The 17,509-nt window shown below is 61.6% G+C and carries 5 protein-coding genes; 1 reads left to right on the top strand and 4 read right to left on the bottom strand.

The genetic code is table 11. The annotated features are described in order from the left end of the window. Positions 1-66: 66 nt before the first annotated feature. From ACEN42_RS23880 to ACEN42_RS23865, 4 genes are all read right to left on the bottom strand, one after another. On the bottom strand, positions 67-2,079 hold the full coding sequence (locus ACEN42_RS23880) for a putative bifunctional diguanylate cyclase/phosphodiesterase (protein ID WP_371884904.1): 2,013 nt from the start codon (positions 2,077-2,079) through the stop codon (positions 67-69). Further along, on the bottom strand, positions 2,076-3,389 hold the full coding sequence (locus tag ACEN42_RS23875) for an EAL and HDOD domain-containing protein (protein ID WP_371885077.1): 1,314 nt from the start codon (positions 3,387-3,389) through the stop codon (positions 2,076-2,078). Before ACEN42_RS23875 ends, ACEN42_RS23880 begins: the two co-directional genes overlap by 4 nt. Before the next feature lie 111 nt (positions 3,390-3,500). Continuing rightward, on the bottom strand, positions 3,501-5,309 hold the full coding sequence (locus ACEN42_RS23870; RefSeq protein ID WP_374191213.1) for a methyl-accepting chemotaxis protein: 1,809 nt from the start codon (positions 5,307-5,309) through the stop codon (positions 3,501-3,503). Between the two features lie 459 nt (positions 5,310-5,768). After that, entirely contained in the window at positions 5,769-7,106 is a 1,338-nt protein-coding gene (locus ACEN42_RS23865; RefSeq protein ID WP_371880870.1) for an IS4 family transposase, read from the bottom strand. Positions 7,107-7,937: 831 nt separating this feature from the next. Here ACEN42_RS23865 and ACEN42_RS23860 point away from each other — a divergent pair. Then, positions 7,938-17,504 carry a hemagglutinin repeat-containing protein gene (locus ACEN42_RS23860; RefSeq protein WP_371884902.1) on the top strand — a complete coding sequence of 3,189 codons (9,567 nt, stop codon included), beginning with the start codon at positions 7,938-7,940 and terminating at the stop codon, positions 17,502-17,504. The last annotated feature ends 5 nt before the right edge of the window (positions 17,505-17,509 follow it).

The raw sequence follows: 17,509 nt of genomic DNA, 5'->3' as shown, positions 1-17,509 counted from the left end.
CCTCGTTTGAATAACAGTGGAAGATCTCTTCTTTTACGGTAACGGTATTTGATTTATGAAGGTTACCTAACTATTTTTTTCGGTGGATCCAACGCCGCAATAGGCCGAAATATCAAATCTCGTCAATGGATCCAGGCCGTCCTTTCCGTCCGCGGCCGAGGGCCTGCCAAAATGAAAACCCTGCATCACCTCGCAGCCCAACTGCCGAAGCACTTCGACCTGCGCAGGCGTTTCCACGCCCTCGATGACGCACGCCAGGCTCAGACTGCGGCACAGATCAACAATACTGCGCACGATATCGCGCGCACCGACGTTCGTTTCGATGTCCGCGATGAAGCTGCGGTCGACCTTGATCTTGTCCAGCGGCAATCGGTGGATGCAGTTCAGGCTTGAAAACCCCGTTCCAAAATCGTCGAGCGAGATGTGCGCCCCCAGCGTTTTAAGCGCTTTCAACGCCTGTTGCGCCTGCTCGAAATCGTTGATGACAGCCGTTTCGGTGACTTCGAACGTGAGGCGATCGGGTGCGACACCACTTTTGCGAATCATGCTGATGAGTCGCTCGAGGGCATCGGGCGAAGCCAGATCGAGCGCGGAGAGATTGAAGGACACGCGCGCTTCGACAGCACCGGCTTTCATGATTCTCAGTGCTTTTCCCAGCAGCACTTCGGTGAGCGTGTGAATCAGATGACTCCGCTCGGCCACCTTGATGAAAAGAGAAGGCGGAACCGCGCCGAGAATGGGACTCTGCCACCGCGCCAAGGCCTCGAAGGAGATGATGCGTGCAGTCGTCACATCAACGATAGGCTGGAAATGGAGTGACATTTCCCGCTCGAGATCAGCGTGGCGCAAAGCCTGCTCGATCTCGCCGAACTTGCGAATCTGGCTCTCATGTTCGTGCGAGAAAATGGTAATGCCCCCGCGCCGATGAGTCTTTGCAAAATAGAGCGCATAGTCCGCATGCTCGAACAACTGGTCGGGCGTCTCCCCTCCTTCCGGAAAGATCGCGAGACCGATCGAACCGGACAGCGATAACGTGGCTCCGAGCCAGACGTAGGGTCTGCGAAGCGCTTCACAGATCGCCGTGCCCAACAGTACGAGTTCCTGTACGTCTGTCAGATCGCGTATCAGAAGACCAAACTCGTCGCCGCCCAGGCGAGCCAGGGTAATGTGTGGTCTCGACAGCGCCAGCAAACGGCAGCCCGCTTCCTCAAGGACGCGATCGCCCGCCGCGTGGCCGTACAGGTCGTTTATCTGTTTGAATCCGTCCAGGTCGATTACGCCGACGGCATATCTCAGCGAGCCGGGATTGTCGCGAGGCACGAGCGCGTTGAGCTCACCGAAAAAGCGTCGCCGATTGGGCAAGCCAGTCAGACTGTCGAGATTCGCCAGCGAGGAGTTCTCCTCACTGAGGCGCAGCAGTTCGGCCTGGCGAGCTCGCAATGATCGCCGTGACTCGACCAGGCGCGCAAAATCCCGGTAGTAGGACAGCAGGATGAGCACCATCGCAACCGCAACGAGCAACATGTTGGCCGCGATCGCCATCAGAACCACGTTGTGCGTCAAAGCGAAAAACAACGAAAACGGTACGACCACGATAGCCGTCAGCAATAGCGCTGCCGCGCGCGTGTGCATCAGACAAAATACGCACCCGATGACGGTAATCGACATGTAGAACGCAACGTGGACGCGGGCGTAAGCGTCACCATAAGGATAAAGCGCCAGGCCCCAGGTCGTGAACAACACCCCCAGCACGCCGATCAACACGAGCGTGGTGCGCATACGTGCGGCAATCTGGGCATCCGTGAGCGTATGCCGGCGCTTCTGCCGTCTTAGCCACGTCGCGAGCCGCATCAGACAAGCCGCGCACAGCGAGATCGGAACGTCACGAGCTAGCCAGGCCGGGGCGGTTCCAATATGCGTAATTGCCACCGCGACAGTGTTGATGATCAGAATGACGTGTAACAGCGGCAACTGCCTCGCGAATGCTTCGAACTGACAGCGCGAGAGTTCGTCACTCGGGTTCGAATCACCGCTCAACGATAAAAGCCGTCGCAATAAAGGGATGCGCAATAAATTCATGTCTGAATACCGATACCTGGCCGGTGATGGTCTTCTGTCCATCGGTCGATCCATCGCTCGGCGCTCATCTGCAGCTCGGCAAGCGTCGATCGCTCGAGCGATGGCCACCGCTCGAGCGTTTGCTTGAGCACGGCTTCATCCTGAATCTCGATTGCTTCAGCCGCCGCGAGCAGCGTACCGAGCGGACCGTCATGGCTTTCGATGGCGGCCTGGATCATGGGATGAACATGCAGTTGTTCCATCAGTTCGGAAAACGGCAACTCGAATATGACATTCATCAGTGAGAGCATGCCGGTGAGCGACGCCATATCCGCGAAATCATCCGGCACCGTTTGATGCTCGGCGATGCGCCGCGCCATCAACTCCATGAATCTGGCGCGGACCCCGACAAGTTGGACCATCGGACTAACGTCCAGCGCGGTAGACGGATTGATTCCGTTCGCGTAAGTCAGCAAATGAATCCATCGGGTCATGCGCGCGACGCCGACCACGAGGATGGCCTCACGTACCGAGGTAATCTCGCGCTGCCAGTCTGCCATCCGGTTTGCATTGGCTAGCCGCAAGAGATGCACCACGATGTCGGCATTGGCCTTCAGTGCTTCTTCGAGTTGCTTCGGATGGGGGTCGGTCGATAGCACGCCCAGCAGTCGGAGAAGCGTTGCCGGGCAATGGTTGGCCTTGCGCTGACGCAGTACCTGCGCGCGTGCGAAGAAATAGCCCTGGAAGAGTTGGCAACCTGCGCGCGACGCGACATCGAAGTCGTCATGGGTTTCCACTTTTTCGGCGAGCACGGTCTTCCCCGCCTCGAGGAAATAGCCGACAACGTTGGCGAACTGTTCGCCCGAGGTGCTCCGCATGTCGACCTTGACGATATCGATCGCCGCGAGCAGTTGCGGGGGAACGTGCAGCTCTGTCGATACATCATCCAGTGCGAGCCGGTAGCCGGCCGCGTGCAGCGAGTGACATCGTGCAATGACGGCCCCATCAAATTCGATATCCTCAAGGATTTCGAGTACGAAGCGCTCGAACGGAATGGTCTCGATTGCATCACTCATCAAAAAGCTCCGACTGACGTTGACAAAGCCCGTGCGGTTTCGCAGCACTTTCCCGACGCCAAAGTCTCCAAGTGCGCCGCACAGTACATGTGCGGTCGCCCGGTCTGCATCTCCCACGGACGCGCTGTTCTCCGCGCTGTCGCGAAACAGCAACTCATAGGCGCTCAAGGTGCCGTCGCGCGTGAAGATCGGTTGTCGTCCAAGGTAGATCTCGGACCCTGCATATGCGTCGTCAGCACTGGTATCGCAATCCATGTCTTGCACGGCCCCTCCTGCTTCAAATCCTGAAACTTGTTTATCCGAGACCGGGAGGCGGCACCCACTGCCCATCCTCCGGTCATCGGTCGCGCATGGAAATAAGCCCGCTCAGAATTGCTCCCAGCCTCCGGCAGCCGCGACCACCTTCTTTGGTCCGAACGCATCGGATCGCGGCTTCGCGACAACAGGGGCACCGTTGGCGACGCCTGACCGCGCCGGACTCGCGACCGCCCTTATCGTCCTTGCTTCGGTCCTCGCTTCGGTCCTCGACGGATGCTCGTCGAGGCGAAAGGTTTCGACCGTACGCTGCAGTTCGAACGCCTGTTCTTCGAGGCTGGCCGCCGCCGCTGCTGCCTGCTCGACGAGCGCGGCGTTCTGTTGCGTCACTTCGTCCATCTGTGTGATGGCGACATTCACCTGCTCGATACCGGCGCTTTGCTCCTGGCTCGCCGAGGTGATCTCGGCCATGATGTCGGTGACCCGCTTGACGCTGCTCACCACCTCTCCCATGGTTTGGCCAGCCTGGTCGACGAGCTTCGAGCCCGCTTCCACCTTGGCCACCGAATTCTCGATCAGCGTCTTGATCTCCTTGGCAGCCCCGGCTGATCGTTGTGCGAGATTGCGGACTTCCGTCGCCACCACGGCAAAGCCTCGCCCTTGTTCTCCCGCGCGTGCCGCTTCGACGGCCGCGTTCAACGCCAGGATATTGGTCTGGAACGCGATCCCGTCAATGACGCTGATGATGTCGGCGATCTTCTTCGAGCTCGCATTGATCTCGCCCATTGTCGTGACCACCTTGCCAACGACATCGCCCCCTTTGATCGCAATATCTGTGGCGCAGGCCGAAAGTTGATTGGCTTGACGGGCGTTTTCGGCGTTCTGGCGCACGGTGCTCGTCAGTTCTTCCATCGAACTCGCGGTCTCCTGTAACGAAGACGCCTGTTGCTCCGTGCGGCTGGACAAATCGGTGTTGCCCGCGGCGATTTGCCTGGATGCCGTGCTGATCGACTCCGTCGCTTCCTTGATCTGGCCGACCACGGAGGCCATGTTATCGAGCAACGCATTGACGCCGGAACAGAGGGCTTCGACCGAACCATGCTTGCCTTCGAGCGGCACACGCGGCGTCAGGTCACCCTCCTTGGCAGCCGCGGTGACGGCCTGCGTTTGTTCCACTGCCAGCTCGAGCACCTTCGCCGCGCGCACCTGCTCGGTGACATCGGATGCGTACTTGACGACTTTGAACGGCTTGCCGTTCATGTCCATGATCGGGTTATAGGAGGCCTGGATCCATACCTCACGACCGCCCTTGCCGATGCGCTTGTAGCGGCCCGAGTCGTACTCGCCCCGTGCGAGCTTCTCCCAGAACATCCGGTACTCGATCGTGGCGCGCTGATCCGGATCGACAAACAGGCTGTGATGTTGGCCCTTTATCTCGTCGAGCATGTATCCCAACGTTCTCAGAAAGTTTTCGTTCGCGTTGAGAATCCGCCCGTCCAGTGCGAATTCGATCACAGCCTGCGCCTTGCCGATCGCGGCCAGTTGCCCCTCGAAGTCGGCTGCCTTCAGCTTCGCCTCGGTAATGTCGGTGGCGTACTTGACGACTTTGAACGGCTTCCCGCTCGTGTCCATGATCGGGTTGTAGGACGCTTGAATCCATACTTCCTTGCCGCCCTTGCAGATACGTTTGTACTGACCGGCGTCGTATTCACCTCGGGCGAGCTTCTCCCAGAACAACCGATACTCGACGCCAGCGCGATGCGCGGGATCGACAAACAGACTGTGGTGCTGCCCTTTGATCTCGTCGAGCGAATAGCCCAGTGTCCTCAGAAAATTGTCATTGGCGGTCAGTACCCGCCCATCGAGCGTGAACTCGATGACCGCCTGAGCCTTACTGATTGCAGCCAGTTGCCCTTTCATGTCCGCCCACTCTCGCGCTTCGTCCTGGGCATGGGTATTCCCGGTCGTGCTGATTTGGGACGATGCATCGGCGGTTAATGCCCTGCGTCTGCTGGCAAAATAAAACTTCATTTGACTCTCCTCAACTTCACGGTGACAACTTGAATGCTCGGCATGCAGCGACACGCCGTTCGGGGGTACGCGAAACTGGAGCGCATCTCACTTCCGATGAGGGAGGGGAGCCTGAGCGCGAGATCGCCTGTAGGGCATTGCGGGATCCTTATGGCGCGCTCGGGTAATCGATCGAGCGTCGTGGCGGCCGTAGCGATCTGAAACAATGCGCCGTGTTGATTCAAAAATCATAAGCATGACTAACCCATCCTGCGATCCGGACATTTGTACTTCACACTACTCTAAGAAGGGTAACGACAGAGGTAATTTCTACTTGAGAGAGGGTAAACCCATTTGATTACACATAAGTCATTCGCCGAGTTCTTGGGCGTACTTGAGGCCGGCGGCGAAATCCGTCACTCGCTGCAGGCCTTGCCAGATGGTTTTGACTCCGGGTTCGCCGTCGCCTTTGCGCGCCAGGAAGCCGCCGAGCATGGCGACCAAGCGCACGACCTCATTCAGACGCGGTGAGTTCTTCGGCGGTTTCTTCTTGTTGAGAATGAATGCCGCGCGCCATTCATCTCGCTCGAACAAGAGCGCTGCATCCAGGTCCGGGCAAGTTCGACCGAGTCGCATCAACCGAGCAATGCGCCATGCCACCACCATGAACAGCGCCAAGGCACGTTCAAGCCGTGCCATCGATGCGAGTTGCAACGCCTCGACCCGACAGCCGTTCTTGAGCACATGAAAGAATAGTTCCACCTCCCAGCGCGCGCGGTACCAATCAATAAGCTGCGCTGCCGCCTCCAGGTCGTTCACATCGCGGTTACTCAGCAGGCGCCATTCGATCGGCTTGACGCCTGCCGGCGGGTCGACCTCGCGGGCGACGATGCAAGTAGCACTCACCACGCCGCCTGCAGCATCAGTCAACGCAACCCGCTGCGCCCACACCTGCTGCCGAACCGCGCGCGCAGGCTGAGCCTGACGGGCTGCCAGCGTAAAGTGAATCCTGCCCGCCGGCTCACCCGCAGTCACTTGGTCCCACAGCTTGCCGCCGTCAGGCAAGGTGCGATTGTGCTGCGAGCGCAGTAACCAATCCGCCGGGTGGCCCAACTCCTTTGCTTTGACCATCAGCGCCATGATGTCCGATTCCCGGTCAGCCACATAAACCAGTCGCGTGGCAGGCAGTGCGGCCGCTTGTTCGGCAACCCTCTCATATCCTTCGGTCCAACGGGTGCTTTCCTTGATGCCGGGGCGCACACCGTCCGCACCCTTCGGCTCGCGCGCCCACATGTACGCGTCAAGCACGCCCAGCGGTTCGCGCGATGGCGTCACCGCGTAAGTCGGGTGCAGATACAGCCCGCGTTGCGCCTCATACGACAGCGGTCCCAACCCTGTGATGGTCTGACCGTTAAAGTCCAACTGCGTGGTGTCCTGGATGCATAGCACTACTTCGCACGCCCGCATTCGTTCGGTCGAACTCTGCCAATGTGGCGCCATGATGTCGCGCCAGTCCAACTCATCTTGCGACAGGAAGCGGTACGCTGCTGCCGTTTCCGCCCAGCCGCCGCATGCGTTGGGTATGCTTGCCGTCGGCTTCTCCGCCAGCCGCTCAGCCAATAGCACGGCACGCTTGTTCAGGCGTTGGTCGCCCAAATCGATGCCCTTGAGTTCTGCCGCTGCCCAGCTCGATTTCTCTTGCGTCATGTGCCGCCCAAAATGCAAGAGTTAACGCCAGTCCGAAAGAGTTTACAACCCCACCCGCTATGTCATTGACCGTAAACGACTTTTCGCGGCGTGCCACCGTCGCGACTTATGTGTAATGAGGTGGGGTAAACCGGCAGCAAACGATTGGCATGCGGTTAAGCCGGTTTGCTTTTTATTGAATTTATCTATCAACTGCCACTTCCGATCTTTAACAGGTCTATTTCTTTAAATCGCACACTCAATCAATTCGCTACACACCACTAGATATATTATGGAATGTTTATTAGTAGTCAATACTATCGACAAAAGCGAAATGATATTTGACTCAAACGTGTTTGTTCGAAGCGAGCCCGCGCGCGAAATGGCGGGCTCGTTTGGCTCTACTTTTTGCATTGCGTTTCTAATTCGCTCAGATCGCACGCGTCGAAAAACGAAAAAGTTGGACAAAGCGCAGCCTGTCGTTCATATTGCACGACTCGGGGAATTTTGGACTCTTGACTAGCGCTATCGGCTCCTGCTCAAATCACGCCTGGTGATTTGAGCGGCCGCCATAGTACGGACGGACCCTCGCCGCCTCGCTTGTGCGAAGCGGACTCTCCTCTTTAATTGTTCTTCGCAAGAGCGCCTTGGTGCGCCTTGCTTCACAACGTTGCGCCTTTTTTCGTCGACGCCGAGGACTCGCGTGGTCTTGCCGTCTGCGAGTTGTTCTTTTTATTTGGGAAATTCATGACGACGCTTCACGCTTAGCAGCGGTCCCGTTATAGAAATAAATCCGCTATTTAGCATTGCATAACGAATTAATAGTCGCTGATTCATTCCCACATAATAAGCATGAACAAGGGTATTCACAAACTCGTCTTTAGCCGTGTGCGGCATATGCTCGTCGCCGTCGCGGATTTCGCCAACGCTCACGGCAACACGCCCGGCTCGCGCCGCGCGAGCGCCATCGTATGTGATGCCGAACGCGCGCCCGCACTGCGCGAGCTCGCGCTGGCCGCGATGCTGCTCGCCGGCAATGTCATCTTGAGCACGTCGTCGCTCGCGCAGATCGTCGCGTCGCCCGGCTCGGGGGCGCATGTCGTGCAGACCCAAAACGGGCTTCCACAAGTCGATATCGCAAGACCCTCGGGCGCGGGCGTATCCCTGAATAATTACGCGCAATTCGACATTCAGAAACAAGGCGCAATACTCAATAACTCGCCGACGATCACGCAGACTCAACAGGCTGGTTACGTCAACGGCAACGCGAATCTCACGCCGGGTCAAGAAGCGCGCGTGATCGTCAATCAAGTGTCGAGCAACTCGGCGTCGCAACTGCGAGGGTATCTCGAGGTCGCGGGGCCACGCGCCGAGGTCATCATTGCAAATCCGAACGGCATCCTCGTGGATGGCGGCGGCTTTCTCAACGTGTCACGCGGGATTCTGACGACCGGGACGCCGAATTTCGGACCAAACGGCAACCTCGCGGGCTTCACGGTCAACGGCGGCAACATCAGCATCCAGGGCGCGGGCCTTAATGCGTCGAACGTCGACACGGTCGACATACTCGCGCGCGCCGTGCAGGTCAACGCGGCCATCTACGCGAACCAGCTCAATGTTATCGCGGGCACGAATCAGGTCGATCACGACACGCTCGCCGCGACGCCGATCGCGGGCAATGGCGCGGCGCCATCGTTCGCGATCGATGTCAGCCAGTTGGGCGGCATGTATGCGGGCAGGATCAAACTCGTCGGCACAGAAAACGGTGTCGGGGTTTCGACGCGTGGGGTCATTGCTGCGCAGGCGGGCGACCTGACGCTCACGTCGGCCGGTAAGCTCATCCTGGCCGGGCGCACCAACGCGAGCGGCAACATCAATATCACCGCCGCCCAAGGCATCGACAACGGCGGTACAACCTATGCACGTGGCGACGTCAGCGCGACGATCTCGGGCACGCTCGCGAATACGGGCGTGCTCGCCGCGCAGAACAACACGACGATCAGCGCGGGCAGCGTTGCGTCGACTGGCACAATCGGCGCTGGCGTCAACGACGACGGCACGATCGCCAACGCGGGCGACCTGAATGTGACCGCCAGCGGCGCGGTATCGGCAAGCGGGCGCAACGAAGGCGGCGGCAACACGACGATTCGGGGTGCATCGGTCGATCTCGCGGGCAGCAATACATCGGCCAATAACGCGCTGACGCTCGACGCCACGAGCGGCGACATGAACCTGTCGGGCGCGAGCACGACCGCAGGGGGCGCGCTTGGCGCCGACGCGGCGGGCACGCTCACGAACAACGGCGGCAAGCTCTCGAGCGGCGGCGCGATGCGGGTCGCGGCGGCCAAGGTGTCGAATGAGAAAGGTCAGTTCGTCTCGCAATCGACGCTCGATGTGAACACACGCGGCGCGCTGAACAATCGTGGCGGCACGATGCAGGCGGCGGGCCGTGAAACCGTGCAGGCGAACTCGCTCGACAACACGGGCGGCAAGATCGAGTCGCTCAATGGCGACGGGTTGAAGGTGTCGACGACAGGCGCGCTCATCAATGGCGCGGGCGGAACGATAGGCGCGAACGGCGCGCTCGATGTCGTCGCGCTCTCGCTCTCGAACGCGGGTCAACTCACGGCAGCGGGCGATGCGCACATACGCGCGAACACGCTCGACAATCGCGGCGGCAGCGTCACGGCGGGCGGCAAGCTCGATGCCGCCGCGAACGGTGCGCTCGACAACACCGGCGGCACGCTCTCGGGTGCGGCGACGACCGTCTCGGGCACATCGATCGACAACACGCGCGGCACGATCAAGGGCGACACGCTCGATGTTTCGACGCCGGGCGCACTCGTCAACGCGAACGGCAAGCTCACGCAATACGGCGCGGCCGGTCAGAAGATTCACGCGGGCGGCAAGCTCGACAACACCGGCGGCACAATCACGAGCAATGCGACGAAACTCGGCATCGACGCACAGACGATCACGAATAACGGCGGCAAGGTTCAGCACTCGGGCACGGGCGCGTTCTCGATGAGTTCGAACGGGACGCTGTCGAACGTCTCGGGCGATGTCGTCACGAACGGCGCGCTCACGCTTGACGCGGCCGCGCTCGACAATCACGCCGGAAAGATTCAGGCGGCCAAAGCGGCGAGGGTCAAGTCGGCCTCGCTCGACAACACGGGCGGCAGGATCACATCGCTCAACGGCGACGGGTTGAACGTGTCGACGACAGGCGCACTCGTCAATGGCGCGGGCGGAACGATCGGCACGAACGGCGCGCTCGACGTCGAGGCGCTCTCGCTCTCGAACGCCGGAAAATTCACGGCGGCGGGCGATGCAACGATTCACGCGCAGAACGTCGATAATCGGTCGGGCAGCGTCACGGTGGACGGCGCACTGGAAGTCGTCGCGAGCAATGCGCTCGACAACACGGGCGGCACCCTCTCGGGCGCGGCGACGACGGTATCGGGCGCATCGATCGACAACACGCGCGGCACGATCGAGGGCGACACGCTCGCCATCTCGACGCCGGGCGCGCTCGTCAACGCGGGCGGCAAGCTCACGCAGTACGGCGCGGCCGATCAGACGATCCACGCGGGCGGCAAGCTCGACAACACGGGCGGCACGATCGCGAGCAGCGCGAAGACTCTCGGCATCGACGCGCAGACGATCACGAACGACGGCGGCACGGTGCGGCACACAGGCGCAGGCGCGCTTTCGGTCAAATCGGCGGGCGCACTCTCGAACGTCAGCGGAAGCGTACAGACCGACGGCGCGCTCACGGTAAGCGGTACGAGCCTCGACAATACGAACGGCACGCTGCGGGCGATGAACGCGGCGCGGATCGATGCGGCCTCGGGCATCGTGAACCGCAACGGTTCGCTCTACGGCGCAGCGGGATTGCACGTTGGCACGCAAGGCGGTATCGGCAATGCGGGCGGGTCGATAAAGACGGCGGGCAATCTCGACATCAACGCGGGTAGCACGCTTGACAATGCGGGCGGCACGATCATCGCCATCGGCGCGCACGGTTCGGCGAGCGTGAAAGCGGCGCGGATCGACAACGCGGGCGGCAAGCTCACCAACGCGGGCGACGGCGCGACGACGATCACCGCGCTCGACGTGACCAACACGGGCGGCACCCTCGGCGGAAATGGCGACCTGACGCTCAATGCGCAGACGCTCGAAAACGACGCAGGCGCGAACCTCGTCGCGGGGCGCGCGGCGAATCTGAACGTCACGCAGAGGGTGAACAACGCGGGCGGCACGCTTTTCGGGCACAGCGCGCTCAACATCAATCAAGCGAGCGCGGCCGTCATCAACGACGGCGGCACGATCCTCGGCGCCCTCGACGTCTCGCTCGCGGTCGCCTCGCTCTCGAACGCGGGTGGATCGATCCGCGCCAATCGCGACGTCAGCGCGAGCGGCGTCGTCTCGGGCGACGGCGACATGATCGCCGGGCGCAACCTCGCGCTCGATGTCGCGGGCGACTACACGAACGGCGCAGCCAACAACCTGCACGCCGATGGCGACATGCGCGTCGCCGCGACCGGCACGCTCACCAACGCGGGCACGCTTGCCGCGAACGGCGCGCTGACCGTGAGCGGGCGCGATGTCGTCAACGCGGCGGGCGCCGATATCAACTCGACGGCGACGAGCGTCAACGCGACGGGCACGATCACGAACGCCGGGCGCATCGAAGGCGACACCGTTACGACCAGGAGCGCGAGGTTCGCCAATACCGGAACCGTGATCGGCAACGATGTGACGCTCGATGCGAGCGACATCGAGAACGCGGGCGCCGCGGCGGTGATCGCGGGCGCGCGTAGCGTGCGCCTTTATGCCGATAACTCGGTGACGAACAAAGACGGGGCACTGATCTACAGCCTCGGCAATCTTGAGATCGCGCGCAACGGCACGCGCGACGCCGACGGACTCCTCGCGAATCAGACGAACTCGATCGTCAACAGCGCGGCGAGCATCGAGGCCGAAGGCGATATGGATATCGCCGCGCGCATGATCAGGAACGAGCGCGTCGGCTTGGTCACCGAACCGGGTACGCCGCAGGAGACGGGAACGACGACGCTCACACTATGGACTGCCGGGCTCAGCGGCCGCGATCTAGGCGACTACGTGAGCGAAGTGTTTCCCGAGTGGCGATGGCGAGCTGGCGCGATCGGTACCGAGACGATCGCGGCGCTTGCCAAACCGATCACCGTAAGGCTACCCAAAGATCAGGTAACGAATGTCGACCCCACGGCCAAAACGTTCTCGCTCTCGCAGCCGATCGAGGATAAGACAATCGTGACTATCTTCTCTGGCATCAACGACGTCGACTTCCAGGAACGAACCCGCCAGGTCACGACCAATCCGACGCAATGGTACGAACGTCTGAAAGACAACGGCGACGGGACCGTCTCAATCACGTTCTGGCCGGACTTCGATCCGAAGAAGAACATTCGGCCCGATCAGGTGGTGATGCGTTACGACCTCGGGTCCGACAGTCACGACTACGTCGAGACGAGCCGCACGACCAGCACGACGACAACAGCAGACAAGCTCGTAAGCGCGGGCACGGCGGCGAAGATGCAGGCGCAAGGGGCGATCCGCATCAACGCGGACGGTGGTCGCATCGATAACGTCTCATCGACGATGGCGGCCGGCGGCGACCTCGTGCGTCGCGCGACGGGGGGCGTCGTCAACGACTCCGGCACGGTCCTGCAAGAGACGATTACCGGCAAGACGTCGAGCACGTTCTACTGGCATCAGAAAACGGGCGGCAGCAACGACACGCAGGTTGTCGACACGGGTATCACGCAGACGACGACCACCGTCGCCGCGCTACCCGCGATCGCAACCGGAAACGGCACCGTCCAGACGAACGCGACAACGATCAGCATCAACTCGGTCGACCGTCAGGGCAACACGGTGATCGGTTCGGGCGTCGCGGGCGGCAGTGTGGAAGGCACGCTGACCGACGCGATCTCGGGGCAACGCGGCAAAGCACAGACGATCGACGGTGCGCACGCGCCGATCGCGAGCGGACAGACGAGCGCCCCGCGAACGCTCGGCGGCGCGACGGGCGGCATTCCGAACCTGAAGCTGCCGACGAGCGGGCTGTACACGTACAACACCGCGCCCGGCGCGACTTACCTGATCGCGACCGACCCGCGCCTGACGAACTACGGCAAGTTCATCAGTAGCGACTACATGCTCAGCGCCCTCGATCTCGATCCGCAAAAGACGATCAAGCGGCTCGGCGATGGCATGTACGAGCAGACGCTCGTTCGCAACCAGATCACGCAACTCACGGGCCGCACGTTTCTCACCGGTTATAGCAACGCAATGGCCGAGTACACGGCGCTCATGAACAACGGCGTCGGCTATGCAAAGGAATTTGGCCTCTCGCCGGGCATTGCGCTGACCGCCGGGCAAATGGCGCGCCTGACTACGGATATGGTCTGGCTCGTCTCGCAGGACGTCACCCTACCCGATGCCTCGCACGCGACCGTGCTCGTGCCCCAACTCTATCTCGCGGGCGCGAACGCGGTCGACCTCTCGAAGAGCGGCGCGCTCGTCGCGGGTAACGCCGTGAACCTGACCGCGAGCGGCGACTTCACCAACAGCGGACACGTGTCGAGCGACCTCGCGACGACGATCATCGGCAATAACGTGACCAATAGCGGCGTGATCGGCAGCGCGGGCACGACGGCGGTCGTCGCCGTGCAGGACGTGCGCAATACGAGCGGGCGCATCGCGGGCGGCGATGTGCTCGTGCAAGCCGGGCGCGACGTCATCAACGAGACGCGCACGTATGGCGTCGCGAGCGAGTTCGGCTCGGGCGACTTCAGCGGCCGCGTGACGGGAACGGGCGTCGATGCGCTCGGCACGATCTCGGCGACGAACAACGTCGCGGTGATCGCGGGCCGCGACGCGACACTTTCGGGCGCGACCGTCAAGGCGGGCGGCAATGCGGGCATCACGGCCGGTCGCGATATCAATGTCGGCACGACTGAATTCACGAGCTCGCGCCAGGTGCAGTCTCAAGGCCGTTTGAACGGAGGCCACGACGAAGTCAGCCAGCATCTCGGCAGCGCGATCATCGCGGGCGGCAACGTGACGACCGTCTCGGGCCGCGATACCACGCTCACGGGTTCGACAGTCGCGGCGGGCGGCAACGCGTCGTTGATCGCTGGCGGCGATCTCGCGATCACGGCCTCGAAAGACACCGCCACAAACCACGAGCAATCGCTCGGCGGACAAAACGCGCAACACGTGTCGTCGAGCTACGACGAAGAGGTCAACGGCTCGAGCCTGAAGGCAGGCGGCGGCGTCACGCTCGCGGCTGGTCAGAACGGCACCGGCAACCTCGCGATCCTCGGCTCGAACGTGATCGCCGATAAGGGCGGCGTCGCGCTAACCGCGACGGGCGATGTCAACGTCGGCAGCGTGAGCGAAACGCATGACGCGCAGAGCTGGAGCCACACCAGACATTCGGGATTCTTGTCGGAGGACACGACGAACGACACGAGCGCATCGCACGCGGTCAATGCGAGCGGCTCGACGGTCTCGGGCGACACGGTCACCGGCGCGGCCGGGCGCGATATGACGATCAGCGGCTCGACGATCGCGGCGACGAACGACGTCGCGCTCGCGGCGGCGAACAATCTCACGATCACGACGTCACAGGACACGAGCCAGTCGAGCCAGCATCACGAGGAAACGCATTCGGGGCTCGGCAGCACGGGCGCGGCGATCTCTTACGGCGACAAAGAGCAGAAAGACGCCTACAACGACGCGTCGGTCAAGAATAACGCGAGCCTCGTGGGCAGCACGGACGGCAGCGTCAAGCTCGTCGCGGGTGGCGATTTGCACGTCACGGGCAGCGACCTGATCGCGGCGAAAGACGTGATCGGCACGGGCGCGAATGTCACGCTCGACGCGGCGACGAACACCGCGCACCACGACGAGACGCACGAGGTCAAGCAAAGCGCTCTCTCGCTCGGCGTCGCGGGCGGCTTGGTCGATCTGGTCCAGTCCGCCATCAATCAGGCGCAAGCCTCGGGCAGTAGCGAGGACTCGCGCGCCGCTTCCCTGCACGCGATCGCGGCAGTGGGCAACGGCGCGGCGGCGGTCGAATCGATGGCGAGCGGCAAACCCGACGTCAAGATCGAACTCTCGTTTGGCAGCAGCCACAGCAAGGACACATTGACGCAAGACTCGACCACGACCGGCGGTGCGAGCGTCAAGGCGGGCGGCACCGCGTCGTTCGCCGCGACGGGCGGCGACCTGACAATCGCGGGTTCGAACGTCGACGCGACCGACGTCGTCCTCGCGGCAAAAGATAGCGTCAACCTGATCAGCACGGCGAACACCGATTCGATGCGTAGCACGAACGAGTCGAGCAGTTCGAGTTTCGGCGTCTCGTTCGGCACACAGGGTTGGGGCGCCGATGCGTCGATGTCGAAGGCGAACGGCCACGCCAACAGCGATTCGACCACGCAGAGCAACACGCACATCAACGCGAGCAACGGCGCGACGATTGTTTCGGGCGGCGATACGAACATCGTCGGCGCGAACGTCAACGCCAAGAGCGTCAATGCCGATATCGGTGGCAACCTCAATATCGCGAGCGTGCAGGATACGATGAAGAGCGACGCGCATCAGGAAAGCATGAGCGGCGGCGTGAGCATCAGTCAGGCGGGCGGCGGCGGTTCGTTCAGTTCGCAGCGTGGCAACGCGAGCGGTAGTTACGCGGGCGTCGAGGAGCAAAGCGGGATTCGTGCGGGCGATGGCGGTTTTAGTATCAACGTCGCGCGTAACACCGACCTCAAGGGTGCGGTGATCGGAAGCGACGCGGACGCGAGCAAGAACACGCTCAACACGGGCACGCTCACATTCTCGGATATCGCGAATCACTCGGACTACAGCGCGAGCAGCAGCGGGTTTAGCGCGGGCGGATCGATGGGCGCGCCCGCGAGAGGCACCGGCACGACCTCACGCAGCAACTCGGGCGGCTTCACGCCGATGCTTTCGCAGAGCGAAAACGGCAGCGACGACGCGACGACAAAGAGCGGGATCGGCGCCGGGACGATCAACGTTACGGACAAGGACCATCAGGCACAGGACATCGCAAGTCTGAATCGCGACACGTCGAATACCAACGGCACGGTCGCGAAGTTGCCCGACGTGCAAAACCTGCTCGACAAGCAAGGCGACATGATGAACGCCGCGAGCGCGGCGGGTCAGGCGGTGGCGACGCAGATCGGGGCGATCGCGGGTGCGAAGCGCGACGCGGCTAAAAAGGCGGCGGAACAGGCCGCTCGAGATGGCAATCCCCAACTCGCCGCGCAGTATAAAGCGGAAGCAGCGTTGTGGGACGAAGGTGGCAAGTATCGGATCGTGATGCATATCGCGGGCGGGGCGGTAGTGGCGGGCTTAGGCGGGGGGAGTATCGGCAGCGCGGCGCAGGGTGCGGCGGGCGCAGGCATCTCAGCGGCCGCAGCGCGCAAACTCAATGAGTTGAGTCAAGACATTGCGGCATCGGGCCCGACGGGTAACGCGAATGCGGACAAGGCGCTGGGCAATATCCTTGCGAATGTGATTGCGGGCGGTGCGGGGGCTGCGGTAGGTGGTACAACCGGCGCAATGACGGCATCCGATGCCGATTTGTACAACCGGCAGTTGCACCCAGATGAGAAGACGCTGGCGAAGCAGTTGGCAGAGAAAAGCGGCGGGAAGTATACAGCGACGCAGATCGAAGATCAGATGCGGCTCATGGGCGGTTCTTTCGATGGTGGGCGCGAGTCGGGCGCGGCTGCGACGCTGATTGGTCAGATGCCAAGTGATTCGGGTGCGCAGTGGCAATATGCTGGAAAGACGGATGACGGCAAGCCGATCCTGACGCAGTTGATGCCGCAGGCCAATGCGGAGCTGCAAAACTATATCGTGGCGAATGCGGGATCGGTGCCGGCTGGAGATGTGCCGAGCATTATCTATGATCAGAACGGCAAGAAGGAATTCGGTGTTGACGTAACGGGGCCGTTCACGAAGTTTGATAAGTCGGATGCGGATTACATGCGCAGTTCGGTTGCAGAGTCGGCGTCGATGATATCTACGAATGCGGGACGTTTCAGTGCGGCGACGGCTGCTTTGGCGCAGATTCCTTCGCCATATTCTCCCGCGTTGTCCAGCGCTTCATTTGCGGGGACGGTCACGGGGATCATCGCTGACGCCGTTGGTCAGTTGGTAAAGCCAAACGATGCGCAATATGTCTTCAACGGATTTACTGCAATCATCTCCGACTATGCATCAGGTAAGTGGCCGCTGTGGTCGCCTGCGATCAATGAGGTAACAAATAAGGTTAATGACAGTGAAACCGCGACATCGCTGCAGGAGCGCGTAAAAGGTGTGATTAAGAAGTAGAGGGC

Source organism: Caballeronia sp. S22 (genome assembly GCF_964261745.1).
GTDB lineage: Bacteria > Pseudomonadota > Gammaproteobacteria > Burkholderiales > Burkholderiaceae > Caballeronia > Caballeronia jiangsuensis.
The sequence above is the reverse complement of the archived record's forward strand: the minus strand, read 5'-3'. Positions and strand labels throughout refer to the sequence as shown.

What these genes read in the sequence shown, in the direction of transcription:
- ACEN42_RS23880 (WP_371884904.1), bottom strand. Translation starts at nt 2,079, where the DNA reads ATGAATTTATTGCGCATCCCTTTATTGCGACGGCTTTTATCGTTGAGC.
- ACEN42_RS23875 (WP_371885077.1), bottom strand. Translation starts at nt 3,389, where the DNA reads ATGGATTGCGATACCAGTGCTGACGACGCATATGCAGGGTCCGAGATC.
- ACEN42_RS23870 (WP_374191213.1), bottom strand. Translation starts at nt 5,309, where the DNA reads ATGAAAGGGCAACTGGCTGCAATCAGTAAGGCTCAGGCGGTCATCGAG.
- ACEN42_RS23865 (WP_371880870.1), bottom strand. Translation starts at nt 7,106, where the DNA reads ATGACGCAAGAGAAATCGAGCTGGGCAGCGGCAGAACTCAAGGGCATC.
- ACEN42_RS23860 (WP_371884902.1), top strand. Translation starts at nt 7,938, where the DNA reads ATGAACAAGGGTATTCACAAACTCGTCTTTAGCCGTGTGCGGCATATG.